Genomic DNA, 21,143 nt, shown 5'->3' with positions numbered 1-21,143 from the left:
GACGGCTCCGGCTTAAACCGGAGTAGAGGGCTTGCCCGGGCCAAATACGCCCTTCCGGGTAAACTCCGCGATCCGACGTTCGTCATAGCCGAGCATGCTGCGCAAGACGTCCTCGGTATGCTCGCCTAACAGCGGGGCCGCAACGGGATCGATCGCGGCGGTCAGGCTCATGGTAATCGGCGGCTCGATGTTGGGCACCCATTCCGCTGTACGGTGCGGAATGCGGCTCAAGCGATGGCGCTCGCGAGCCTCTGGCGCATTGAACCCCTCCTCGACCGTCCGGAGATAGCCGACCGGAATATTGGCCAGCTTCATTTTCGCCATCCAGTTCTCGAGCGTATCGCTGGCAAAGACCTCCGCAATGGCTGCCCGCAAAAGCTCCTTGTTCTCGGAACGGGCCTTGCGCGAGGCAAACTGCGGATCGGTGATGAGATCAGGCCGGTTCAGCACCTCGACCACGAGCCGGCGATACAGCCGATCGTTGGCGCAGGCCATGTAGAGCGGCCCATCGGAGGCCTCATAGACGCCGACGGTGGGAGACCCACTCGGCGAATTGCCGAACCGGCCGGGGTTTTCGCCATTGATGAGATACGCCATGCCGTAGAAGCCGGTCATCCCCATCGCAACGTCGAACAAGGCGACTTCGACGTGCTGCCCGCGGCCAAGCCGGTCCCGGGCCAACAGCGCGAGCAGGATGGCGTTACAGGCAGACATCCCCGTCGCCATGTCCACGATGGGAGGGCCGGTACGAACCGCCGGACCGTCGGCAAATCCGTTGAGCGACATGAAGCCGCTCTCCGCCTGCGTGATGGGATCGAAGCCGGGGCGGGAGGCGAACGGTCCGGAGCGTCCGTAGGCGGAGATCGAGCAATAGACCAGCCGGGGATTGAGCGGGGCGACCGCGTCATAGTCGAGCCCGAACTTCTTCATGACCCCGCTCGAAAAATTCTCCACGACCACATCCGCCTTGCGGATCAGATCCAGCGCGATCTCGCGGGCCTCTGGCACGGCAAGGTCGAGCGCAATGCCGCGCTTGTTGCGGTTCAGGCTGAGATAGGCGGCGCTTTCGCCGCCAATTTCCGCATGCTCATAAGCGCGCGTGTCGTCGCCGCCGTCGGGATTTTCGATCTTGATGACCTGCGCGCCAAAATCGGCAAGCGTCTGCGTGCAGGCCGGGCCGGCGACGACACGCGTGAAATCGATGACCAGCAGACCGTCGAGCGCACTCGGCCCTTCCATCGCTCGCGACGAACGTTCCGGCAATTGAGGCTTGGTCGGCATCGATAGCGCTCCCTTACATCGGCTTATGGCCGCCGAATTTCCTGCAAGAGCAAACTTAAAGCCCGGCGCCGCCAACTTCGCAAGGGCCTCGCTCGCTTCGCTTGAAACGCAAAAACGGCCCGGCAGCGTCAAGCTGCCGGGCCGTTAGATATTTGAGCGTATGGAGGCTGCGCGCATCCTGCGCAGCAATTCTAGTCCGAGAAGGTCACGTTCCGCATCACGGGAAACCACTCCAATTGCTCAGCGCAGCCACTTTCGCCAATAAAGCGTATGCGACCAGGCCCAGGGCGATTCGGGCTCGTACAGCCGATAACCCGCATGGATGAAATTATTGGCAGATACGGGATTGTCCGTCGTATCGGAGACGATGCTGTCCCATCCCAGACGCCGCCCTCGCGCCTCGATCGCTCGCATCAGCCTGAGTTGAAGTCCCCGCCCCCAATGCCGCTGCAAGACGCCGACCCGACAAAAATATCCACTTCTTCGCGCGTGCGTCGACGGCACGACGCCGGCGAAGGCAACCGCGTCATCATCGTGATAGGCGAGCCACCACGACCCCGATTCGAACTGCGGCAGGGCCGCCCCAGCGAAGAATGTCAGCCGGTGCAAATCGCCGAGAATCTCGGCAGTCTCATCATCGTCCGCATCGACGATACGAATTCTGTACATGGAATACCTATTGGCGGGGTAATCGGGAGTGCGCGACCTGCGACTCCGTAGCGGTCGAGGCTCACTTGCCCAGCACGACCTTGACACCGAGCCAGACCGCACCCATCAGCCCGGTCGCAATGACTGTGATCACCGCCTTGAAGGTGTAGCTCTGCGCTTGTTCCACGCTTATTCGCCAGCGCCGCAGGTGCTGGAAGTCAGCTCTGATCTCGCTGCCCACCCACTGCACGATCCACATCGTGAAAGCATCCGCCGCAGCACCGGCTCCGCCGATGTCGATGAAGGCACGGAGCGGAAGCAGAGGATCGGCGGAGACTTTTCCGATCCGCCCCCCGGCACGCGCCTCCGACAGCAGCGAGGCGAAATAGGCGCCCTCGAAGGCGCGGGCATACTCGCCCTCCCAGATGTGATCGTAGCGCTCGGGGTAGAGCTTTTGATCCAGCAACCGCTCCTCCCCGAGCACGTCCGGAAACCAGGGATTGTCGCGCCAGTTCGCCTTGACGACCATGGCTCCGTCGGGCTTGCGCCCGCGCAGAAAGTCGTCGATTGCATCGCTCTTGCGGCGCGGATTCCAGCTCGCCCAGAGTTCGGAGTCCTTGGCGCGGATCGTCGGCCGCAGCAGCGCGAGGCTGCGCGCGCTCAAGGATTGCGCCTCGTCGATCCAGGCGATGCGAAATCCCTCCAGAGATTTGATCGAGTCGGCCGTGTGATCCTGAAGCCCGCGGAAGATAATGAGCCCGTCGCCGGGCGTCTCGATCTTGTCACTGAACAGCTTGAAGCCGTGGCCAAGGCGCAGGCTCGAGATCTTGCCTTCGATCAGACGCTTGGAAGATTGCGCCAGCGAACGCTGCGCCTCGCGAATGCAGACCGCGAGCGTGCCGCGCTCGGCCTGACAGGTCTCGACCAGGAGCTCGCCGAAGAAATGCGACTTTCCCGAGCCGCGTCCACCATAGACGCCCTTGTAGCGCGTAGGTTTCAGCAGCGGCTCGAAGATCTTGGCCGTCGGAATTTTCAGGATAGACAATGGATGCGCTCGCTCGCCCTAGGGCAGGCCGGTGCGCCTGCGCCACATCGCGGACCAGTCCTCGGTGTTTGGAGTTTCAGGTTGCCCTTGCTGAGTTTGATTGACACCAACAGGAACGCCGCCTCTGGAAAGCGAAGGCCAGGTTCCGTATCGTCCTTCGAAGTCGTTTTGTGCCGAAGACGGAAACGAAGCGCCGGGCGGAGTAGCGGGCACCGGTACGGGACCATTCGAGTTGAAGGCAGATCGACCCGATTTTCCGGCAGGCATCCTCCTCAAAACCCGCAGATCTTCGGGACGGGTCCCCGGCACCATATCCGCGTTTTGCAGATACCGCTGATACCCGGGAATGTAAGCCGGCGCGGGAATTGGATCGAACGGTCCCAGCGCATCGGCAAACGCACCGGGATCGAGAACATTACCTGCGGGATCCTTGATTTGATAATGGACGTGGTGCTGCCCTGGATTGCCTTCTTATCGAAAAGACCGGTATTGCCCATCATCCCGATCACCTGACCCGCTGCAACCACATCGCCGACCTTCACGTGCCGAGAGTTGGTATGCAGGATCTGGTGCCGCAAGCCGCTATTGTCTCTGATCGAAATCGTCCCCCACTGATCATCACCGGCGCGCTCAACGACGCCATTCACGGGAGACCGCAATTCCGGGTGGTTCGTGTTCAGCCGCGCCTCTTGACCACCGACATAATTGAAATCGATGCCCCGTGCGGGTTACTTGATCCGCGGGGCCTGCCTGTCGCCGCGCCGTATGGACTCGTAACGTGAGGCGAGATGCCCTCGACAGGTTGAAGAATACGTCGCATCATGTCGTCCCACATGTTGAAAATCCTTTTGAGAGCGCGAGAGCTTCACGCGAATTGACAAGCAGCTGTCCTCACCGTTTCGCTGGCGGGCGACGGCTTGCTCAACTCTCGCTGATCCACTAACTATTTCGCGCGCGGTGGCTTCGTGAAAGACATGCCGCATTCGCCGGGAATGAGGGGGCTTACGTGAACAGGGTTATTCGTCGCGCAATCGGCCAGCCTCTCTCCGCGGCTGCGCTGGTCGCTCTCGCACTTCCTGGCTTCGCGCAGGAACCGCCTGCTCCGACATTCGACAAATGGCGTCCCAAGGCCGGCGTCTACGCCGAACCCGGCAAGGATTTCCAGTCGAACTGCGATGACAGCGGCGGCCTTACGATCGATCTCGGCGAAAAGTCGGTCAGCGGTTACGAATGGGTCTGCGACGTCAAGAAAATCACCGATGTTGGCCCAGGCGCGCTGAAGGTTGACATGGTCTGCGACGATTACAATCTGGCGCAGAACCTTAACCCTCGCGACCCCAACTGGGAGAGCAGAAAATTCAACGAGATCATGTTCATCAAACGGCTCGATACGTCGGCGATCTCCGTCCAAAAGAGCCTGAATGGGAAGCTCAAGGATCCTCCCTGGCGTGCGGCCTACTGCCCTCTGAAGACTCAGCGCTCGCTCGCTGAGGCCGCGCTGAGAGCCAAGGAAGAGGCCAAGCAGAAGGCCGAGGAAGCCAAGCGGAAGGCCGAACTGGAGCTCACTCTCAAGAGCGCTCATCCGCAAGATGGCGTCTACGCTGCAGTGGGGGCCGACTTCGAGGAACGTTGCGCGAAATTCAGCGACACGATCGTTGCGTTCGCCAGGAAGTCGATCGTCACGGCCTCGAACAAGTGCGAGATCTTCCGCACCCGGGTTCAGCTTCCCGACACGGTCCGGATCGGCGCGGACTGCACATTGCAGCCGGCGTCAGACAGGGACGCCGTCAGCGTACAGAATGTGGACACGACTCCGGAACGCGAGAACCTGATGTTCAAGAAGATCGACGACAAGACCGTCATCCTCTGGATCATCAACAACGGACACTTCACCGGCGATGGCCGACACCTGTCCTATTGCAGCGACCAGGTGCAGCGCGCCTATGCCGGGCAGCGCCGGACCAGCAAGCAGAGCAAGAACTAGGACCGTCGGTATTGGAGTGTTTAGGTCGGGCAAAGGGGCACTTACGAAAGACCAAGGATAAGCAAGGATGGCGTTCTCTCGGCCGCATTCTCCACCCCAGCACCAAACGAAGGTCGAGCGAACACCAGATCGAGATATCCGGCATCTCAGGCCTTCGGACCGGCATCGCCCTCGACGGCGTCTTCCGGACGCACGATGACGCGCTCGACCCGGTGGACCAATTCCGGCGCACCGTCTTCGCCGTTCTCGATCGGCTGTGCGGCCTTGCCCCAGCCGCGATCCAGGATGGCGTTGGCCGCCGAAAGGCGCGCGGCCGGTGTCGCGTCATCGCTGCGCATGATGCCGACGAGAACCCTGAGGGCCGTCCTGGTGTGGCTGCGCGCCAGCGAGCGGATCTCGGTCAGGCTCCGCGCCCTCGACGTCTTCCTGGCCGCGGGCTTGGGGGACGGCTCGCTTGCAAGCTCGCATTCCGTATCCTCGCTCACGACAGCATCTCCCACAGCACGATTGCGACCAGGCCCGCGAGCGCGAGCGATATCAGATAGGCAGTCATCGATCCTCCCAGCGAAGAAAATGCGCGGCAGATCGCGCCAGGCGAGGCGCGATCGTTTCGGGCGCGAACCCTATCTCCGTGTCTTCCGGAGACCGCAGCGGCGCGGGCAATTGGCCCCAGCGCCGCGGGCCGGCACGTTCGCGCGTGCACGGCCGGCAATGGTACGGACGACGGCGCGCCGATCGGCGCTCCAGGTTTGACGAGTGCGTGGCCGTAATGCGCCGCCGCCGTCCGATCTCGAAAACCGAGACGAAAAAACCCGCGGCGGATGTGCTCCGCGCGGGTGAACCAAACTCGTCTCGATGATGTCACTATGCCGGTGTTTTGCCCGACGTGTCAAAGCCCCGTTGAAATGAAACAGCCCGCTGCGGATATTCTCCGCGCGGGCTGAACCAAACTTCTTTCGATGATGCCAACATACCGGTGTTTTGCCCGACGCGTCAAACGAACTTACCGGCCCGGCGAAAGTTAGCCGATCAGGAGGATCGGTGAGATGACATTCGAGATGACGTCACCAGAGACATCGCGAGAATTGCCCGGAGCCAAGCCGCGCATCGACAAGGAGCGCGAGCCGCAGGAGGCGATCATCGTAGACGCCGGCCAGACAAAGCAGAGCAATCGCGATCTCGTGCACGGCGATGGCGGCACCATCGACATTCCCGCCAAACCCGGCGATTTGTCGAAGGACGATTAGGCGGACCGGCGCCCGGCGGGCGTTTCGATGATGCCGTTCTGCCGATGTTTTGCCCGAAGTCTCGACATCCGTTTACGCCAGCCGGGCCTTTGCTGGAACTTATCCGGCGAGAGGCGCGTTGAATGCTTCGTCAGAAGGAATGTTCCTGCGATGAGCCACACTGTCCTGGTTGTTGACGACGATCCCGCCGTCCTCGACGTGATCGTGGGCATGCTGGAAGATCTCGGCTGCGAGGTGATCAGCGCCCAAAGCGGCCCGGATGCACTCGGCCGGCTCGAGCAGAACCAGGACATCTCCATCCTCATCACCGATATCAACATGCCCGGCATGGATGGTCATGAACTGGCCGAGCTGGCCAAGCGCGTCCGCCCGGAGCTGAAGATGCTGCAATTGTCGGGTCGCGAGCCCCGGCGCGGCGGCCTTCCGATGATCAGGAAGCCGTTTTCGTTCGAGGAGCTCGCCGACATCATGCAGCGGACCACCGGCGTCTGCTGACCGTCCAATCCCGCAAAACAAAACCCGCCGCAGATCGCTCTGCGCGGGCTGAACCAAACTCTTTCGATGATGCCATCATGCCGGTGTTTTGCCCGACGTGTCAACGCGGCGAACGCGGAAGAGGAAGCCCCTCCTCCCAACTCAATATGTGGTGCGCAACGGGCTTGCTTCAAGTCCCCGCCTCTGCCGTAGAACCCCCGACCCAGGAAACATCCAAAGCAACCAGCCGAGGGGTCACGACATGCCTGCATTGCTTCCGACGTCCCGTTCACGCCGTCAGCCACAGGGAGCCGACGCGCGGAACCAGATGCCGCCCGACCATGCCGTGGTGATCGCCGGCGGCGGCCCGACCGGGCTGATGCTGGCTGCCGAGCTCGCGCTCGCAAAGGTCGATGTCGCCATCCTCGAGCGGCGCGCGAGCCAGGATCTCGTCGGCACGCGCGCCGGCGGGTTGCATGCCCGCAGCATCGAGATCCTCGATCAGCGCGGCGTTGCGGATCGCTTCCTGCGCGAGGGACAGATCGTCCAGCTCGCGGGCTTTGCCTGGACGCGGCTCGACATCAGCGACCTCCCCACAAGGCACGCTTACGGTCTGGCGCTGCGGCAGAGCCACATCGAGCGCATCCTGGCGGACTGGGTCGAAGAGCTCAAAGTGCCGATCTATCGCAATGTCGAGCTCACGGGCTTCGCACAGGACGAAACCGGCATCGACGTGACGCTCTCCGGTGGCGAGACCTTGCGCGCAGACTATCTCGTCGGATGCGACGGCGGTCGCAGCCTGGTGCGCAAGGCCGCCGGCATCGATTTTGCCGGCACCTCACCGACGCTGAGCAATCTCATGGCCGAGGTCGAGATGCGCGAGGCGCCGGCGTGGGGCCTGCGTCATGATGCGCTCGGCTTTCACGGCCTCAGCAAGACCGAGAGCGGCCGCGTGCTGGTCGTCGTGACGGAAGCAATGCTCACGCGCACCGGCGAGCCCTCCTTGCGCGATCTCAGCGATGCCCTCGTCGCAGTCTATGGCACCGATTTCGGACTGCAAAATCCCGCCTGGATCTCCCGTTTCACCGATGCGGCCCGGCAGGCCACGACCTATCGCAAAGGACGCGTGCTGCTGGCCGGCGATGCCGCGCATATCCATCACTCCGTCGGCGGGCAAGGCCTCAACATCGGCGTGCAGGACGCCGTCAATCTCGGCTGGAAGCTGGCGCAGGTGGTCCATCGCATCTCGCCGGACAGCCTGCTCGACAGCTACCACGCCGAGCGCCATCCCGTCGGCGCGCGCGTGCTCAGAAACACCATGGCGCAGATCGCTCTGCTCCGCCGCGGCGACGACGGCCTCAAGGCCGCACGCGACACCGTCTCCGAACTGCTCGGCATGGACGAGCCGCGCAGACGTTTTGGCGCCATGATGAGCGGGCTCGACATCGCTTACGATCTCGGCGAAGGCCACGCGCTGCTGGGGCGGCGCATGCCGGATCTCGATCTGACGGTCGAAGGACGGAAGCTGAAACTGTTCACGCTGCTGCACGGAGCGCGGGGCGTGCTGCTCAATTTTGGCAAGCGAGGCGGCATTGCCGCAACGCCCTGGGTGGATTGCATCAATGTCGTCGACGCCGGCACCGATGGCGTGTGGGAGCTTCCGGTCATCGGGCAGGTCGCTGCGCCAGACGCAGTGCTGGTGCGGCCCGACGGCCACGTGGCCTGGGTCGGAAACGAGAACCAACACGCGCTCGAGGAGACATTGCTGCGGTGGTTCGGGCCGCCTGCGGCGGCGTAGCGCCCGTACTCCTGAATTGGGCGCCTGGTTCGGCGGCCCCTGATGTCCGCTCGTCTCTCCAGAGGAGCACAAACAGCGGACATCATTTGAAGGTCGCCGATGGGCCAGTTCACCCTCCTTACTCGCGCGGAACTGCAGCAGCTTGATCGACGAGATTGGTATTGGCCGCAAGTTTATGCGAGCGCGCAAAAACGATCCGAGACGTGGCAGGTATCTCGGCTTCGGCTCTACCGTCTTGGCCGATGAGGATCAATCCGGCGCCGCCATTTGCTACATTCAGAATAATCGGGTCCCCGCTCCAGGTCATGATCGGCTCCATTCCGATGATGAGGAACTCGCCCACGGGCTGGTCGAAATATTGGATGCGCAATTGTGGTCCGACCTCTGCCGGTGCGAGTTCAAGGCCGAGTTTTCGAGCCCGTGAGTAAAGGTCAGCTAACGTCACACTATCGCTCGTGAACCCAAGTTGCGTCGGGGAGACGAGTGCAAGCTCCATGTCTGTCTTCTGAGAAGCAGTAATAAAGGACGGTCGGGCAAGGATCTCGCCCGCTTGGCTGCCCACACTGCATCGCATGCTGTCCAGTGCATCGCGCAGCTTAAGTGAGTCGGCGAACGTGCCTATTGCAATTGTCTTCCATATCGCAATGTCACGCTCGGATTCAATAAGCCGTTGAGGCGCTTCGGACGCGCGTGTCTTGAATTTCAGCTGTCTCTCCAAAACATCGCGAGCTGCGCACTGGGTCTGCGCCGTACTGCTTGCGAGCTGAAGGATGCAAACTGAAAGCATTAAAACAACTAAGTAGTGGCACGCCGTGCTTCTGTTGTGGCGATTGACTGAAGTGCATTGGGTTATGTTTTTTGGAATGGACATGGCGGAATCACTTTTTCGATCAAGCTGACAGAAAAAGCCCGCCTCCGAGTCAAGGGGAAGAACGGAGGGAAATGACGTCCATGAACATTCCCCGGCCGATTTTGAAATGCGTCCGGAGGCGGGGCCTATGGCTTCAAGAATTCCAATTTCCAAATTGCAGGCTGCAGTCCGTAAGCCTGATCAAGCCTGCCCATCAGACCTAAGGCACGATGTGAACGAAGCATAGCAATGTGGCTGCATCCGCTCAATATGCCAAAAGTCTGCTACGGGTCACTGGCGCTGCTTGGAAGGTCGGCCGGTTGCTTCCGGTCTACCCAACGAGCCGACAACGGAGGACGCCGCCCGAACCTCGCCTTCGGGCCAAAAGGCCAATTACTCCGGTGATAAGCGCAGGGATTCCGGCCAGGCATTATATGCGCCGGGCCGCTTTGTTCTACGAGTTCTCACTTGAGAAGCATATTCCCGCCGATCACCTGCTCAGGTCGATCGACAGGTTTGTCGACTTTTCAAGAGATCAAGCGGGACCTGGCACCTTTCTACAGCAACATCGGTCGGCCTTCGATCGATCCGGAGCTGATGATCCGGATGCTGCTGATTGGTTACTGCTTCGGCATCCGGTCAGAGCGGCGCCTGTGCGATGAGGTTCACCTCAACGGAATCGGTCAGAAGCAGTAATGCTCTGGCCGACTAGAAGATTTCCGGTTGGCCCTCATGAACAGACACTCTTTAATGAATATACGGCCTACTGCTCAGCCAAAAGAAAGCCTGCGGCATCCCGCGGGCTCGATCCGAACTCTTCCGATGATGCTATTCTGCCGGTGTTTTGCCCGACGTGTCAAACGAACGATCCGACGGCATACTCGCCGCTCCGCAACCTTTACTCTGGTCAAAGCAACGGCCGTATCCACCGCGAAAACCACTCCTCAGCGTCACTATGCGGATTGCCTGGACCGTCCACTCCGAAGATCGGGGGTGGAATGACGTAGCTCGGCTCGTCGGCAAATAGACCGATTGGCTTGCTGGGTTGCGGTTGCGCGCTGCCAGTGGTCGGCACGGTCCAGTTGCCGAACCGCTCGTTGAATTCCGTGGAAGGCAGCAGATGCGGGACCGGCGCACTGCCGGACGTGAACACGCTGCCCGCGTTGGACTCATTGACGCGGGCGAGGCGCCGAACGTTTTCGGGCGCGACCGATCCGCCTGCAGGAGCGTCTGGTAATCTATCCACGTTTGCCGGCTCGGCACGTGCAGTGCCGTCTGGCGTGCCGGCCCAGCTGCCAAAGCGATCTGCAAAAGTGCTAGCGCGAGTCTCTGGATCGATCGAGGAAGCTCCGCCCACCTGCCGCCCAAATGTCGATGAAGCCGAAGAGCCGCGGCCACTGGCCGCGCTGTCGACGTTAAGTCCATTGCCGATGATGTTGAGCGGCGGCGCTCCTGTCGAGAACACTCCTCCGCCAGGAGTAGCCGCGCCCATCGTGCCGCCGGAACTACTCTCCTGCGCGTTGGCAGTTCGCGTGACCGCCAAGATGCCTCCAATACCGAACAGCCAGGGGAGGATAGAAGGCGCCGCTAAGCCGAGGGCGGCCCCTCCGGCCAACAAAGGAAGAACATCACGCTCCGGAGATGCGCCTCCAGCCAACGGATTCTCGTAGTACGGATACGTCACTCCGGAGTGCGGATCGGACTGGAGCACAAGCGGATCTGATGGAGCGACCGTTGTCGGAGGCAATTGACCGATCCGTTCGTTGGGATCTAGCGTGGGAAACGGTGGCAGCGCACGTGTGAAGCGGGGATCACTTCGCGCAAACCCTTCCTGTTCGTTCAGACCGGCACGCGGAGGTGAGCTGTAGCCCGGCAGCGGCGGAAAGTCGCTCGGGTTGGCCGATGTTGAGCCGGGTACGCGAAAAGGGTCCGAAGAGGGATCCAACGCTTCGAACTTGGACCAATTCGTTCCGCGCAGGTCGCGATTGCCAGCGGTGATGTTGACGTCAGGATTGCGAGCAATTGCCTCATCTATCAGTTTCTGCCGCTCCGGATCGTCCAGGTAGAGCAGCCATTTGATCAGGTGGTCCTGACCGGCGTCCGCTCCCCTTCGCTCGACATCTCTGATGGTCCTCAATTGATCCGGGTATTGATCGCGGTAAGCCTTGGGGTCCGTCAAAACTTTCTCGACCCCTTGGTAGACTTCCTCTTGTGTTTTACCGATAGGCACATTGGTGTAGAGATGGCCGTTAAGGAAGCCAACGCGCATAGCATCGATAAGAGTCTTGATCTCCACAAGTCGCTCGGCCGGACTCCCGATCGTTGCGATCTCTTTGAGCCTCTTACAAATGAGGTCGCCATACGGCCCCACGTGTCTGCTCGGATGGGGCGACACCTCCAACTTTGCAGCGAGTTCCCGATTTGCTGGCAAATAGATTCGGTTTGCGGGCGCGTCGATATCGAACGTCTTCTTGTCGATACCGCGAAACGCGGGGTAGTCTCTAAAGCGCTCTGGAATGATGTGGTGATCGAAAAAAATCGACATGCACCCTCACAAAGGGGTTTCATTGAGTATGGGAGCTGGCAAGGTGAGTGGATTAGGCGCGCAAGCGCTGCCGCGGCGGGAACGCCCGCGCGTTCGTCAAACAAGGTTGCAATTTTCCTGAAGTACTATGGCGTGCAGGCGATCGCTCGATCAGACCGCCCGCAGTCGACGCCCATGGAGCGCGAATTGATTACCGGCCCCAAAGCGTGGGCTTTATTTCGTTCTATTTTATCGGGAAGAAGTACTGGCGCGCCCCGCCGCCATCCGCTCGCAGGCGCCAGCCTTGTCCGCTAGCAGAAATCGCTAAGTCTGAACTGGTCATCGTTGAAGCCAAGGCGGCCGGCGTTTCTCACCTGTTCCGAGTATGCACTGCCGCCCACCAGCGAACAGACTTCATTTCTCAGGATGGCGCGAATCAATATCGGCTTTTTGAGGGATCGCGAAACCGAATTCTCCTCAGCCCCGCCGACTTGCAAGCGTCCTTGAACTCTTGATCGCATATGACAGTCGCCTCGTCGTAGGCCATGCGGAAGATGTGCGCGTTACCGATCGCGGCCTCTCTGAAGACCAGTTTGTAGCCGGGAATGAACCCGTAGTATTTCTGACCGTGGTCTATGTAGCGAACATCGTCCCGGACACCGATGCGCAAGCAGGACTCCGTTTCGTCCAGCGCGTCGAGGACGCGAACAACATCGCAGAGCCAATAGTCCGGTCCATGATAGCGACCTTGCGGCACTCGCACGTCGCACCGCACAAACACAAATGCCTCCGGATCAACCCGCTCGAAGACAGCCTTTGTCCGGTCCGAAACGAGCCACCAGCGAAAGCAGACCTCCAGGTCATAGGGCAGACTGCCATCGGATTTATCAAACATGTAAGGCACGGGCGGTGTAGAAGCGGGCAGACGATATACTCTGTGGGGGGGAAGGACGCTCTCGTCCGCAACCCAAAAGCCCGGTCGCCCTCCGTTAAAATCGGGACCCATTTCGTAGAAGCGGCGTTTTCGCGCTCTGGGCCGCTTTGCAGCAGAAATTGCTTTATCGTCACTCATGACTTGAACCCATTGAAAAGCGTGCCCGCAATGACGCGCGGCGGAGACCACGATCGACTGCTCAACAAAAAAGCCCGCGGCTTCCCGCGAGCTATCGGACTCTTCCGATGATGCCATTCTGCATGTGTTTTGCCCGACGTGTCAAACCTTCGGTCTCGGGCAACGAATCTGGCGGCAAGTACCGATGGTAAGTCGCTCATCTACATCAGTGCTTGAACTCATCCACACAGTAAAACACCGGCAGCCCGCCAAACGCGTCGGAATTCCTGTGACGCACCTGGATCCGTTCGCTCGCACTTGCGCCGATCGTGTCGCCGTCCTTCACCACGCTGCCATGCTCGATCAGATACACGGCAAGCCCAGCCACCTTGTCGAACAACGCCGAAAGCGTGAGCTTGCCGGTCACGAACTCGATCTCACGACCGACGAAGGCGGACAGTCCCATCGTGACCGCGGCGATCTTCGCGCCTGTCCGGAACGGAAGAATGTCGACCCATAGCCTAAAGGGGTAATTAGGATATGGTGCGAATGAATCGCGAGACGTTTCGCGCCAGAGATCGGCAGGCCGCGCGACCCGGCCCGCCCAGACCACGCCGCAACACTCAGGCATCGTCGCAATCAACGCACCGATGACAGCGGTCGTGATGCGCGCGGCGACCAGCGGCTGTTCGCTCTTACCGAGCATCGATACGATCACATGACCTCGATGCCGGAGGGCCACCGCCTTGCTCTCCGGCCATGTCGTGGCGGCGCGCGCCCAAAGTCCCTCGTCGTCCGGGATGGGCGCCGGCATCGACATGACGGCGACGAGCTCGTTGCCGCAGCGAATGAGCGGCGAGTCTGCTTGAGCCTGCTGAGCACGCCCGTCGTCCATCGTCTCCGTTGCCAACTCCGGATGTCGGGCGTGAAGGACCTTTGCAACCGCTGACATGTCCGGCGTCACCGGATTATTCAATAAGACCAAAGCGAGAAGGGAGCTACTCATCGACGACCCGCGGAAATTTTTGGACGAGATGCGATCCTCTGCCTAGCTCGCCCAACAGTTGAAGTATTTTGAAATCTAGAACAAAACGGGAACGTTGTCAACCAGCGCTTCTGTGCTTCATATTGTGCGGGCGCAATTCGAGTGTCGGCGCACAGCTCCCAAACGGTCCCCCATGTTCTCAATCCACCCCGACGATCTCACCTCTGAACCGACCCGCCGCCTGCTCGCGCTTCATCTCGCCGGCATGCATGCGAACTCGCCGCCGGGCCACGTGTTCGCGCTCGACCTGTCGGGGCTGCAGGTGCCCGATGTCACCGTGTGGTCGGTGCGCGAGGGCGATGACGTCGTCGGCATCGGCGCGCTGAAAGAGCTGGGCGACGGCGGCGCCGAGGTGAAGTCGATGCGGACCCACCCCGATCATCTGCGCCGCGGCGTCGCGGCGCTGCTGCTGGACCACATCGTGCGCGAGGCCGAGGCGCGCGGGCTGACCCGGCTGAGCCTGGAGACCGGAAGCGGCCCGGCGTTCGAGCCGGCGCTGGCGCTGTACCGCAAGCGAGGCTTCGTCAACGGCGAGGCGTTCGCCGATTACCAGGCGAGCGCCTTCAACCAATTCCTGCACCTTGCGCTTCGCGCCTGAGCCGCGCGCGGACGCCACGCCGCAACGCATCAGCCGGCTCCTTCGGAGGCGCTTCTTGAGACAAAGCCTTGAAACAAGCCTTGGTGGTGTCTTGCAACGACCCGAGGGGCGGCTTTGGTCCGAAAGTGAACCTGGGTTTCGTGTCGCACTCAAATTGAGTAAGTGGCTCAAGCGTCTGAATTTTCTCCCGAAAATTTAATTTGCGAGCGTACCAAATGATACAGACTCGGCGCCGACGGCGGCGTAGGGTCACTCATCATCGCGAGGCCCTTGGCATTTATCGGTGATGAGAACGCCAAGTCGCGCTCCCGCCTCCTCGAACAGGGAGAAGCGCCATGCTGACGCGCCGTCGTTTCAAACAGACCAAGACTCTCACCGAAAGACTCGCCGACGAAGCCACGCGCTGTCGCGAGGAAGCGCGCGCGCTCTCGCCGGGGCGCCGCCGCGAAATGCTGCTGCGCCGGGCCCGGCAGGACGAAACGGCCATGCAGATCGAGGCCTGGCTGCGCTCCCCCGGCCTGAGGGCACCGACATGATGCAGCAATATCGCGCTTATCTGATCGGCGAGAACGGAATCTTCCGCTCCGCCGAAGCGTTCGAGGCGCCGTCGGATTCCTCCGCCCTCAGCTTCGCGCGGCAGTTCACACGCCACGGCAAGGTCGAGGTATGGCAGCTTGGCCGGAAGATCGCCGTGCTGGATCCCGAAGAGTCGCTGCCGAGGTCGTTGACGCGTCAATGATCGCCTGATTGCGATCGTGATGCCGGAGTCTCGATCTCGAACCAGAATGTCAGCTGCATGACGGGGCCGCTGGCGTCGCGAACGTCGATCGCCATCGTCTGCCTGCCGCCCGTGGGCGGCGCCGAGAGGACGGCATCGCGTGCCATATCGGCAAGCGACTTGGCGGCCTCGGCCCGAACGGCGCGCGGGCTTGCCAATTCCAGCCCCTCCTCGTCGAGGGCAATTCCGTTGTCGTCGCGAAGGTCGAAGTAGTAACGCGGCATTGTTGCATCCTTTGCCGTATTAGGCCCGAGAACGGCAAAGGTTTCCAATAAGACGAAAATTCGCTGGGGATCAACGGGTTCCGGGAACACCGTCCAAGGAACGCTGGCAAGGATCGATCCGGCAAGACACGGACCATGCCTGCTTGCGCAGCGCCCTACTCTTCCGCAAGCTTGTGCTCGATATAGGCATCCACCGTCTCGGCGAACGAGCGCTGCACGCCGACCGCCACATCGTGCTGGTCGAGTGCGTCGCGCTGGAGCACGCGCAGGCCGCGGCCGCGGGCGCTGAGCGGCGCCGTGTTCAAATACTGATCGATGGCGCCTTTGGCGAGCGGGATGGACTTGGGATCGCCCCTGGCGATCAGGAGCCTGAGCAGGCTCTGGCATTCGGCCAAACCTGGCATGGGTTCAGCCTCTCACCTTTGCTGCGATTTCGGCTTCGGCCGCTTCACCGGCTGGGTGTGGGTGCCGAACAGCGCCAGCAGGAACGCGACTTCTTCCTTCGAACCGATCTGGATCATGATTGTCTCTCCTCTTCGCTCCGTTGGTCGGCACGAGCGGGCGCGGAGTTCAGGACGATCTGGTTTCAGCAATGTTTCAGCCGTGTTTCGTCGGGGGCTCTCGGAGAGCGGTTCATATACAATCAGCCCGCGCGGATCGCTCCACGCGGGCTTTGCTTGACGCTTGCGCAACTTCACTCGCAAGAGGGGCCGTGGGCGCGCCAGGCACCCTCGGCATCAAGGTTCAGTGCATGTGGCCAATCAGATAAACGCCGCCACCGATCACGATCACGGCAGGGACGGCCCAAAGCAGAAGTACAGGCATCTGTCCTTCTCCTCAGTTCGACGTGCAGACCTTGACGGTCTTCATGCCGGCCTCGGCTTCAGTCCTGGTCTTGTACACGGTGTCGCCGCTGACGACGGTGGTTTCCGTGCTCGTCGGCTTCGCTTCGGTGATCGTGCACTTCTTGGTCTTGACGTCCTGCACCACGTAGAACGACTGCGCGAACGCGGGAGCCGCAAATGACGTCAACAGGGCAGCGGCAATGATGGTCTTGATGTTCATCGTGTCCTCCTCCAGCAGTCCGGTCATCCGGATCTGTCTTCTTCAAACCTACAAAATTACCACTTGTTCCCGCATTCGTCTGAACCAAGTCCCGCAGGCTGCGTTGACGCGGAAACGGAGGCTTCGATGCTGGATGTGAGACTTGTGACGACCTCGCTGGCCATGCTGGTCGCACTGCTGCCCGTGGCTTCGGCCGAGCCTGCCAGGGAGCAAGCCCGGCCCGCTGGTCAAGGCACCACTGAAGCGCGTCCGATCCGCGTCATCCTTCCCGCGCCTTGGGAGCCCGCCAGGACGCAAGCCGACGCACCATCGTCGAAGTGACGCGGCCGCTTTCCCAATGACTTCCGCGTGCCGTTGTTCGGCACGCGCGACGAGCCTGCGACAACGCGATGCTCGACCGTCTCGGAAGCAACCCTCGACAACTTCCAGCCGTCGGCGGACGGTACGGTCATCTCCTATCTTGCGCAGGGCGGCGTCGTGAGTGGATCCTGAGCTTCGACGCATCCGGGTAGATCGCCTCGCTCACATGCGGGCCTTCGAACCAGCCGTTTTCAACGGCTTGCGCCTCTGAATGACAAGCCGCAAGGCGATGCCGTGCTGCCAGGCACGCACCCTCACCGCCGCTTCGCTTCGATCGAGCTCGCTCGCAATCTCGTCCGGCCGCCGGCCTGCTGCGGCCAATGCCTTCAATCGCTCGTGGTCTTGCGCCGTCCATTTCTTCAACAGCGGGTAGCGGGATTGCATGATGGGAGCTGTCTCGCCTGTTCAATGATACCGGCGACAATGGACCGGCGCAGTTGAAGTTCCGAAATCGAAAACCAGCCGAGCAGCACGGGAGCGACCCCAGGCACCTCCGGGGCTGGACGTGGGGAGCGAAAATGCCGGGGCCGCCAGCGCGCCAACTCAACGCGCGCGCTCCGGCCATCATCCGCCCCTCGCGCCTTCGTGCCGTATCAATTGATGCGTCGGCTGGAATAAATCTGCCAACGGCATCCGCAAGGCGCGCATAAACGGGACAAACCGGCAGACGTTCCTAAACTGGTTCGATGCACCCGCGCGTTTTGGCGCGAGACAGGCTGCGGCACTCGGCAGCTTCAAACGTAAGCAACCAATTCGAATCTCACTTGTTGTCGCCGGCACATTCACCTGCTGGAGGACAAAAAAATGCGACGTCTCACTCTACTTGCCACGACCATGTTGCTGCTCGGAGCGGTACCCGCTGGCGCGCAGCCACAGCCTGCCCAGAGCGGGCCGGGCAACAACGCCGTCAACAGCTCGGACCAGAACAACTCGAACAAGCCGGTCGCCGGCCGCAACAGCTTCACCGAGGGACAGGCAAAATCGAAGATCGAAGAAGCGGGATATTCCAACGTCTCCGGCCTGCAAAAGGACAACGAGGGCGTCTGGCGCGGCAAGGCCGACAAGGCCGGCACCAAAACCGACGTCAGCCTGGACTTCCAGGGCAACGTGAACCCCACCAAGTAACAAGCAATCGCCAGGAGACCTCACAATGACCGTCACCATCTCACGTCTTTACGACAATTACTCCGATGCCGAACGCGCAGTGACCCGGCTCGAAGGCGCCGGCGTGGCGCATTCCGATATCAGCATCGTCGCCAACAATTCGGACAATTGGTACGGCTCGCGGTCCGGTAAGGTCGACCGCGATCGCGACGGCGTCGACGATCGCGCTGAAGGCGCCGGGACCGGAGCCGGCATCGGCGCCGGCCTCGGCGGCGCGGCGGGCCTGCTCGCAGGCCTCGGCCTGCTGGCGATCCCCGGCCTCGGACCGGTCGTCGCGGCGGGCTGGCTCGCCTCGACCGCCGTCGGCGCCGCTGCCGGCGCGGCCACCGGCGGCATCGTCGGCGCCCTGACGCAGGCCGGCGTCTCCAAGGAAGATGCCTCGCGTTATGCCGAGGGCATTCGCCGCGGCGGCACGCTGGTGTCCGCGAGGGTGCCCGACCAGGACCGCGCGCGCCTCGATGCGCTTCTCCACGAGAAGTCAGTGAACCTGCAGGATCGCAGCGCGGCCTGGCAGAAAGCCGGCTGGAGCGACTTCGATGCCGCAAGCCCGCCATTGTCTCCCGAGGACATCGGCCGCGAGCGCGAGCTCTACGGCGTGGGCACGCGGCGATAGGCCATCCCACACCCGCCACGACAAAGGCCCCGCGACGCGGGGCCTTTTTTGATGGGAATGCGCCGTCAGCGCAGCGCTATCACGTCCCGATTCTATCATCCTGCGGATGCTTTGCCCGACAGATCAAACTTTAACTCAAATGCAGCAAAGCGGATTTGGCGAAATGAAATCTCTTCGCGCCATGCTGGGACATGTGCTTGCGCGAATGCAATCGGGAAAGCGTCGGAGAGATTGCCATGTACTACGTCGCCGCTGCATTGCTGGTACTGTCGGGATTGTTCTACTCCGCGAGCCATCACGAGATCGGCTCGTTCGGCGTCACCATGTGCAGCTATGGCAGCGCATTCTGCGATAATCCGCTGATCGTCTTTTCCGGCGCCGCACTGGCCGCTGCCTGGGGCATGTTCGTTAGCGTCAAGTAGCGCGACGGACGTCCTTCATCCCCAACGTTCAAAGGCCCGCCGCCGGCGGCAAGCAGCCTCGCGGACTGACTTGAGCTTGCGAGAATTTGGGCTGCGGGAATTTTTGCGATGATGGCAATCTATACCTGTTTTGCCCGACAGTCAAGTCGATTTAGCATTATCAGAAATAGATAGGACGCCTGCGCGGCGAGGAACTTTCGTTCCCTGATTAGCATTTGCTGTGAAAGCATCTGCCCCGACGAGGACCCCGTTCATGAGCGACCGCGCTCTCACGCCGACGAAATCCGCGCCGACGTTGCTGCAAAGGCTGGGGCCGGGCCTCATCACCGGAGCTGCCGACGACGATCCCTCGGGCATCGCCACCTATTCGCAAGCCGGCGCGCAATTCGGCTACGGGCTGCTATGGACGGTATTTCTGACCACACCGTTCATGATCGCGATCCAGCTCGTCAGCGCGCAGATCGGCCGGGTCACCGGCAAGGGACTTGCCGCCAACGTCATGAAGCTCGCGCCGCGCTGGGCGGTGCTGAGCCTGGTCGCCATGCTCGTTGCCGCCAACACGTTCAACATCGCCGCCGACATCGCCGCGATGGCCGAGGCGCTCTCGCTCGTCATCGGCGGCCTCAACCACGAGCACGCGCTGATCTTCGCGGCGGGCTCGACCCTGCTCCAGGTGTTCCTGCCCTATCGCCGCTATTCGCCGGTGCTGAAATTCCTCACCTTGGCGCTGTTCGCCTATGTCGCGACCGCCTTCACCGTCAAGATCCCGTGGAGCACGGCGCTGCTCGCCGCGGTGTGGCCCAAGGCCGATGTCAGCGCCGATTATCTGATGATGGTCGTGGCCGTGCTCGGCACCACCATCAGCCCCTATCTGTTCTTCTGGCAGGCCTCGCAGGAGGTCGAGGAGATGAATCAGGGCGAGCGCGACAAGCCGTTGCGCGAGCTCAAGCGCGGAGGCACCCACGAGCTCGACCGCATCAAGATCGACACCTTGTCGGGCATGCTGCTGTCCAACGGCATCGCCTTCTTCATCATCCTCACCACCGCGTCGGTCCTGCATGCCAACGGCGTCACCAAGATCAATTCGGCAACGGAGGCGGCCGAAGCGCTGCGGCCGCTGGCCGGCGATTTCACCTTCGCGCTGTTCGCGATCGGCATCATCGGCACGGGCCTGCTCGCGATCCCGGTGCTGGCGGGCTCGGCCGCCTACGGCGTCGCGGAGATCTTCGGCTGGCGTGCCACGCTGGAGGCCAAGCCCGACGAAGCCGCCGGCTTCTACACCATCATCGCCGCGGCAACCATCATCGGCTTCGGCCTCGGCTTCACGGGCATCGACTCCATCCACATGCTGGTGTGGAGCGCAGTGCTGAACGGCATCGTCGCTGTGCCCATCATGGCGATGATGATGCTGATCGTTTCGAGCCGCGCGATCATGGGCCGCTTCAGGGCCCGGTCATGGCTGATCGCGCTGGGCTGGCTCGGCACCGCGCTGATGGCGCTGGCCGTGCTCGCCTTGCTCGGCTCGTCGGTGATCGGCTGAGGTTAGAGCGGCGACAACGCCGCCGAGATCTGCGAGGCGGCTCCACTCATCGTGAGCAGCGAAGCTACGGCGTCACGGGGTTGACGGTCGGCGACGTCTTGGGTCCCGGCCGTGACGGCTCGATCGGTGATTTCGGGTTGGTCGGGAGCACCGCGGCACCGGCGGCCCGTGCCGCTTCTCCCGTGGTCGCATACATCGCAATATGGGCCGGCTGGGTCTTGGCGCGGCTCCAGGGGCCGTGATCGACAATCAGCATTGCCGCAATCGTCACGCCAGCCACGATCAGCGCGATCACACCGGGATGGCGGAGGGCGGCAGAGATGGAGCTCGCGAAACGAGTGTTTGTCATCGAAAGATCCGCTGTTGTCCTCATGCAGGGTTAATTCAATGGCGCCCCTCCCGGTTCCCCGCCTCCTTCGGGACGGGCGGTTC

Annotated in this window: 25 protein-coding genes and 2 pseudogenes; 13 read left to right on the top strand and 14 right to left on the bottom strand. The window is 61.8% G+C overall.

Annotated elements, in window-relative coordinates; all coding sequences use genetic code 11:
• Nucleotides 1-12 precede the first annotated feature (12 nt).
• The 4 genes and pseudogenes from GDN70_RS12995 to GDN70_RS12980 all read right to left on the bottom strand — a co-directional run bounded on the left by GDN70_RS12995 (nucleotide 13) and on the right by GDN70_RS12980 (nucleotide 3,621).
• Complete coding sequence (locus tag GDN70_RS12995; RefSeq protein WP_028142603.1) at nucleotides 13-1,281, bottom strand: CaiB/BaiF CoA-transferase family protein; 1,269 nt, start codon at nucleotides 1,279-1,281, stop codon at nucleotides 13-15.
• A 240-nt stretch (nucleotides 1,282-1,521) separates the two neighbouring features.
• Nucleotides 1,522-1,950: a GNAT family N-acetyltransferase gene (locus GDN70_RS12990; RefSeq protein ID WP_038971974.1), complete on the bottom strand. Its 429-nt coding sequence runs from the start codon at nucleotides 1,948-1,950 to the stop codon at nucleotides 1,522-1,524.
• A gap of 451 nt (nucleotides 1,951-2,401) precedes the next feature.
• Nucleotides 2,402-2,974 (bottom strand): annotated as a pseudogene (locus tag GDN70_RS35795) (phage terminase large subunit); the annotation flags it as partial.
• A gap of 272 nt (nucleotides 2,975-3,246) precedes the next feature.
• Complete coding sequence (locus tag GDN70_RS12980; protein WP_271594980.1) at nucleotides 3,247-3,621, bottom strand: M23 family metallopeptidase; 375 nt, start codon at nucleotides 3,619-3,621, stop codon at nucleotides 3,247-3,249.
• A 359-nt stretch (nucleotides 3,622-3,980) separates the two neighbouring features.
• Between GDN70_RS12980 and GDN70_RS12975 the strand changes: the two genes are divergently transcribed.
• Nucleotides 3,981-4,958 (top strand): hypothetical protein, encoded by a 978-nt coding sequence (locus tag GDN70_RS12975; RefSeq protein ID WP_152102605.1) that lies wholly within the window; start codon nucleotides 3,981-3,983, stop codon nucleotides 4,956-4,958.
• A gap of 146 nt (nucleotides 4,959-5,104) precedes the next feature.
• Here the strand turns inward: GDN70_RS12975 and GDN70_RS12970 are convergent, their stop codons facing one another.
• Nucleotides 5,105-5,443: a hypothetical protein gene (locus tag GDN70_RS12970; RefSeq protein ID WP_038947880.1), complete on the bottom strand. Its 339-nt coding sequence runs from the start codon at nucleotides 5,441-5,443 to the stop codon at nucleotides 5,105-5,107.
• 561 nt (nucleotides 5,444-6,004) lie between these two features.
• Here GDN70_RS12970 and GDN70_RS12965 point away from each other — a divergent pair.
• From GDN70_RS12965 to GDN70_RS12955, 3 genes are all read left to right on the top strand, one after another.
• A complete protein-coding gene (locus tag GDN70_RS12965; protein ID WP_038947879.1) occupies nucleotides 6,005-6,205 on the top strand; it encodes a hypothetical protein in 201 nt (66 codons plus the stop codon).
• Between the two features lie 150 nt (nucleotides 6,206-6,355).
• Nucleotides 6,356-6,700, top strand: coding sequence for a response regulator (locus tag GDN70_RS12960; RefSeq protein WP_028142609.1), 345 nt, complete (start codon nucleotides 6,356-6,358; stop codon nucleotides 6,698-6,700).
• Between the two features lie 241 nt (nucleotides 6,701-6,941).
• A complete protein-coding gene (locus GDN70_RS12955; RefSeq protein ID WP_038947878.1) occupies nucleotides 6,942-8,477 on the top strand; it encodes an FAD-dependent monooxygenase in 1,536 nt (511 codons plus the stop codon).
• A 118-nt stretch (nucleotides 8,478-8,595) separates the two neighbouring features.
• Here GDN70_RS12955 and GDN70_RS12950 read toward each other — a convergent pair whose 3' ends face one another.
• Nucleotides 8,596-9,348, bottom strand: a complete 753-nt coding sequence (locus GDN70_RS12950; protein ID WP_028142611.1) for a hypothetical protein — start codon at nucleotides 9,346-9,348, stop codon at nucleotides 8,596-8,598.
• 413 nt (nucleotides 9,349-9,761) lie between these two features.
• On the opposite strand from GDN70_RS12950, the pseudogene GDN70_RS12945 reads away from it, so the two are divergent.
• Nucleotides 9,762-10,002 (top strand): annotated as a pseudogene (locus GDN70_RS12945) (transposase); the annotation flags it as partial.
• Nucleotides 10,003-10,234: 232 nt separating this feature from the next.
• On the opposite strand, the gene GDN70_RS12940 reads toward GDN70_RS12945, so the two are convergent.
• The 3 genes from GDN70_RS12940 to GDN70_RS12930 all read right to left on the bottom strand — a co-directional run bounded on the left by GDN70_RS12940 (nucleotide 10,235) and on the right by GDN70_RS12930 (nucleotide 13,908).
• Entirely contained in the window at nucleotides 10,235-11,872 is a 1,638-nt protein-coding gene (locus GDN70_RS12940) for an AHH domain-containing protein (protein ID WP_152102604.1), read from the bottom strand.
• A 415-nt stretch (nucleotides 11,873-12,287) separates the two neighbouring features.
• Nucleotides 12,288-13,040 (bottom strand): imm11 family protein, encoded by a 753-nt coding sequence (locus tag GDN70_RS12935; protein WP_081494332.1) that lies wholly within the window; start codon nucleotides 13,038-13,040, stop codon nucleotides 12,288-12,290.
• 88 nt (nucleotides 13,041-13,128) lie between these two features.
• Nucleotides 13,129-13,908, bottom strand: coding sequence for a DUF4261 domain-containing protein (locus GDN70_RS12930; RefSeq protein WP_028142614.1), 780 nt, complete (start codon nucleotides 13,906-13,908; stop codon nucleotides 13,129-13,131).
• Between the two features lie 172 nt (nucleotides 13,909-14,080).
• On the opposite strand from GDN70_RS12930, the gene GDN70_RS12925 reads away from it, so the two are divergent.
• From GDN70_RS12925 to GDN70_RS12915, 3 genes are all read left to right on the top strand, one after another.
• Complete coding sequence (locus tag GDN70_RS12925; RefSeq protein ID WP_152102603.1) at nucleotides 14,081-14,545, top strand: GNAT family N-acetyltransferase; 465 nt, start codon at nucleotides 14,081-14,083, stop codon at nucleotides 14,543-14,545.
• Nucleotides 14,546-14,880: 335 nt separating this feature from the next.
• Nucleotides 14,881-15,081 (top strand): hypothetical protein, encoded by a 201-nt coding sequence (locus GDN70_RS12920; RefSeq protein ID WP_028142616.1) that lies wholly within the window; start codon nucleotides 14,881-14,883, stop codon nucleotides 15,079-15,081.
• A complete protein-coding gene (locus GDN70_RS12915; RefSeq protein WP_028142617.1) occupies nucleotides 15,078-15,284 on the top strand; it encodes a hypothetical protein in 207 nt (68 codons plus the stop codon). The genes GDN70_RS12920 and GDN70_RS12915 overlap by 4 nt, the downstream gene beginning before the upstream one ends.
• On the opposite strand, the gene GDN70_RS12910 is transcribed toward GDN70_RS12915, so the two are convergent.
• From GDN70_RS12910 to GDN70_RS12900, 3 genes are all read right to left on the bottom strand, one after another.
• Nucleotides 15,278-15,547: a hypothetical protein gene (locus GDN70_RS12910; protein ID WP_028142618.1), complete on the bottom strand. Its 270-nt coding sequence runs from the start codon at nucleotides 15,545-15,547 to the stop codon at nucleotides 15,278-15,280. The genes GDN70_RS12915 and GDN70_RS12910 overlap by 7 nt on opposite strands.
• A gap of 155 nt (nucleotides 15,548-15,702) precedes the next feature.
• On the bottom strand, nucleotides 15,703-15,951 hold the full coding sequence (locus GDN70_RS12905) for a hypothetical protein (RefSeq protein ID WP_028142619.1): 249 nt from the start codon (nucleotides 15,949-15,951) through the stop codon (nucleotides 15,703-15,705).
• A 433-nt stretch (nucleotides 15,952-16,384) separates the two neighbouring features.
• Nucleotides 16,385-16,612, bottom strand: a complete 228-nt coding sequence (locus GDN70_RS12900; protein WP_028142620.1) for a hypothetical protein — start codon at nucleotides 16,610-16,612, stop codon at nucleotides 16,385-16,387.
• A gap of 126 nt (nucleotides 16,613-16,738) precedes the next feature.
• Between GDN70_RS12900 and GDN70_RS12895 the strand changes: the two genes are divergently transcribed.
• Nucleotides 16,739-16,933: a hypothetical protein gene (locus tag GDN70_RS12895; RefSeq protein WP_131233116.1), complete on the top strand. Its 195-nt coding sequence runs from the start codon at nucleotides 16,739-16,741 to the stop codon at nucleotides 16,931-16,933.
• Between the two features lie 201 nt (nucleotides 16,934-17,134).
• On the opposite strand, the gene GDN70_RS12890 is transcribed toward GDN70_RS12895, so the two are convergent.
• Entirely contained in the window at nucleotides 17,135-17,356 is a 222-nt protein-coding gene (locus GDN70_RS12890; RefSeq protein ID WP_028142621.1) for a hypothetical protein, read from the bottom strand.
• A 420-nt stretch (nucleotides 17,357-17,776) separates the two neighbouring features.
• On the opposite strand from GDN70_RS12890, the gene GDN70_RS12885 reads away from it, so the two are divergent.
• The 4 genes from GDN70_RS12885 (at nucleotide 17,777) to GDN70_RS12870 (ending at nucleotide 20,711) form a co-directional block, all read left to right on the top strand.
• Nucleotides 17,777-18,097 carry a hypothetical protein gene (locus GDN70_RS12885; RefSeq protein WP_028142622.1) on the top strand — a complete coding sequence of 107 codons (321 nt, stop codon included), beginning with the start codon at nucleotides 17,777-17,779 and terminating at the stop codon, nucleotides 18,095-18,097.
• A gap of 25 nt (nucleotides 18,098-18,122) precedes the next feature.
• Nucleotides 18,123-18,749, top strand: coding sequence for a hypothetical protein (locus GDN70_RS12880; RefSeq protein ID WP_028142623.1), 627 nt, complete (start codon nucleotides 18,123-18,125; stop codon nucleotides 18,747-18,749).
• Between the two features lie 236 nt (nucleotides 18,750-18,985).
• Nucleotides 18,986-19,171: a hypothetical protein gene (locus GDN70_RS12875; RefSeq protein WP_028142624.1), complete on the top strand. Its 186-nt coding sequence runs from the start codon at nucleotides 18,986-18,988 to the stop codon at nucleotides 19,169-19,171.
• 253 nt (nucleotides 19,172-19,424) lie between these two features.
• Nucleotides 19,425-20,711, top strand: coding sequence for an NRAMP family divalent metal transporter (locus tag GDN70_RS12870; protein ID WP_028142625.1), 1,287 nt, complete (start codon nucleotides 19,425-19,427; stop codon nucleotides 20,709-20,711).
• A 64-nt stretch (nucleotides 20,712-20,775) separates the two neighbouring features.
• Here GDN70_RS12870 and GDN70_RS12865 read toward each other — a convergent pair whose 3' ends face one another.
• Entirely contained in the window at nucleotides 20,776-21,060 is a 285-nt protein-coding gene (locus tag GDN70_RS12865; protein ID WP_028142626.1) for a hypothetical protein, read from the bottom strand.
• Nucleotides 21,061-21,143 lie beyond the last annotated feature (83 nt).

This window comes from Bradyrhizobium sp. TM102, assembly GCF_009176685.1.
Classification (GTDB): domain Bacteria; phylum Pseudomonadota; class Alphaproteobacteria; order Rhizobiales; family Xanthobacteraceae; genus Bradyrhizobium; species Bradyrhizobium ottawaense.
Note: the sequence above shows the minus strand (reverse complement) of the source record. Positions and strands in the feature narration are given on the sequence as shown.

Bases quoted from the DNA above. Each gene is read 5' to 3' on its own strand.
- GDN70_RS12920 (WP_028142616.1), top strand. From the start codon at position 14,881: ATGCTGACGCGCCGTCGTTTCAAACAGACCAAGACTCTCACCGAAAGA.
- GDN70_RS12915 (WP_028142617.1), top strand. From the start codon at position 15,078: ATGATGCAGCAATATCGCGCTTATCTGATCGGCGAGAACGGAATCTTC.
- GDN70_RS12925 (WP_152102603.1), top strand. From the start codon at position 14,081: ATGTTCTCAATCCACCCCGACGATCTCACCTCTGAACCGACCCGCCGC.
- GDN70_RS12905 (WP_028142619.1), bottom strand. From the start codon at position 15,951: ATGCCAGGTTTGGCCGAATGCCAGAGCCTGCTCAGGCTCCTGATCGCC.
- GDN70_RS12875 (WP_028142624.1), top strand. From the start codon at position 18,986: ATGTACTACGTCGCCGCTGCATTGCTGGTACTGTCGGGATTGTTCTAC.
- GDN70_RS12955 (WP_038947878.1), top strand. From the start codon at position 6,942: ATGCCTGCATTGCTTCCGACGTCCCGTTCACGCCGTCAGCCACAGGGA.
- GDN70_RS12885 (WP_028142622.1), top strand. From the start codon at position 17,777: ATGCGACGTCTCACTCTACTTGCCACGACCATGTTGCTGCTCGGAGCG.
- GDN70_RS12995 (WP_028142603.1), bottom strand. From the start codon at position 1,281: ATGCCGACCAAGCCTCAATTGCCGGAACGTTCGTCGCGAGCGATGGAA.
- GDN70_RS12890 (WP_028142621.1), bottom strand. From the start codon at position 17,356: ATGCAATCCCGCTACCCGCTGTTGAAGAAATGGACGGCGCAAGACCAC.
- GDN70_RS12930 (WP_028142614.1), bottom strand. From the start codon at position 13,908: ATGAGTAGCTCCCTTCTCGCTTTGGTCTTATTGAATAATCCGGTGACG.
- GDN70_RS12940 (WP_152102604.1), bottom strand. From the start codon at position 11,872: ATGTCGATTTTTTTCGATCACCACATCATTCCAGAGCGCTTTAGAGAC.
- GDN70_RS12965 (WP_038947879.1), top strand. From the start codon at position 6,005: ATGACATTCGAGATGACGTCACCAGAGACATCGCGAGAATTGCCCGGA.
- GDN70_RS12910 (WP_028142618.1), bottom strand. From the start codon at position 15,547: ATGCCGCGTTACTACTTCGACCTTCGCGACGACAACGGAATTGCCCTC.
- GDN70_RS12960 (WP_028142609.1), top strand. From the start codon at position 6,356: ATGAGCCACACTGTCCTGGTTGTTGACGACGATCCCGCCGTCCTCGAC.
- GDN70_RS12950 (WP_028142611.1), bottom strand. From the start codon at position 9,348: ATGTCCATTCCAAAAAACATAACCCAATGCACTTCAGTCAATCGCCAC.
- GDN70_RS12900 (WP_028142620.1), bottom strand. From the start codon at position 16,612: ATGAACATCAAGACCATCATTGCCGCTGCCCTGTTGACGTCATTTGCG.
- GDN70_RS12880 (WP_028142623.1), top strand. From the start codon at position 18,123: ATGACCGTCACCATCTCACGTCTTTACGACAATTACTCCGATGCCGAA.
- GDN70_RS12865 (WP_028142626.1), bottom strand. From the start codon at position 21,060: ATGACAAACACTCGTTTCGCGAGCTCCATCTCTGCCGCCCTCCGCCAT.
- GDN70_RS12990 (WP_038971974.1), bottom strand. From the start codon at position 1,950: ATGTACAGAATTCGTATCGTCGATGCGGACGATGATGAGACTGCCGAG.
- GDN70_RS12895 (WP_131233116.1), top strand. From the start codon at position 16,739: ATGCTGGATGTGAGACTTGTGACGACCTCGCTGGCCATGCTGGTCGCA.
- GDN70_RS12935 (WP_081494332.1), bottom strand. From the start codon at position 13,040: ATGGCATCATCGGAAGAGTCCGATAGCTCGCGGGAAGCCGCGGGCTTT.
- GDN70_RS12870 (WP_028142625.1), top strand. From the start codon at position 19,425: ATGAGCGACCGCGCTCTCACGCCGACGAAATCCGCGCCGACGTTGCTG.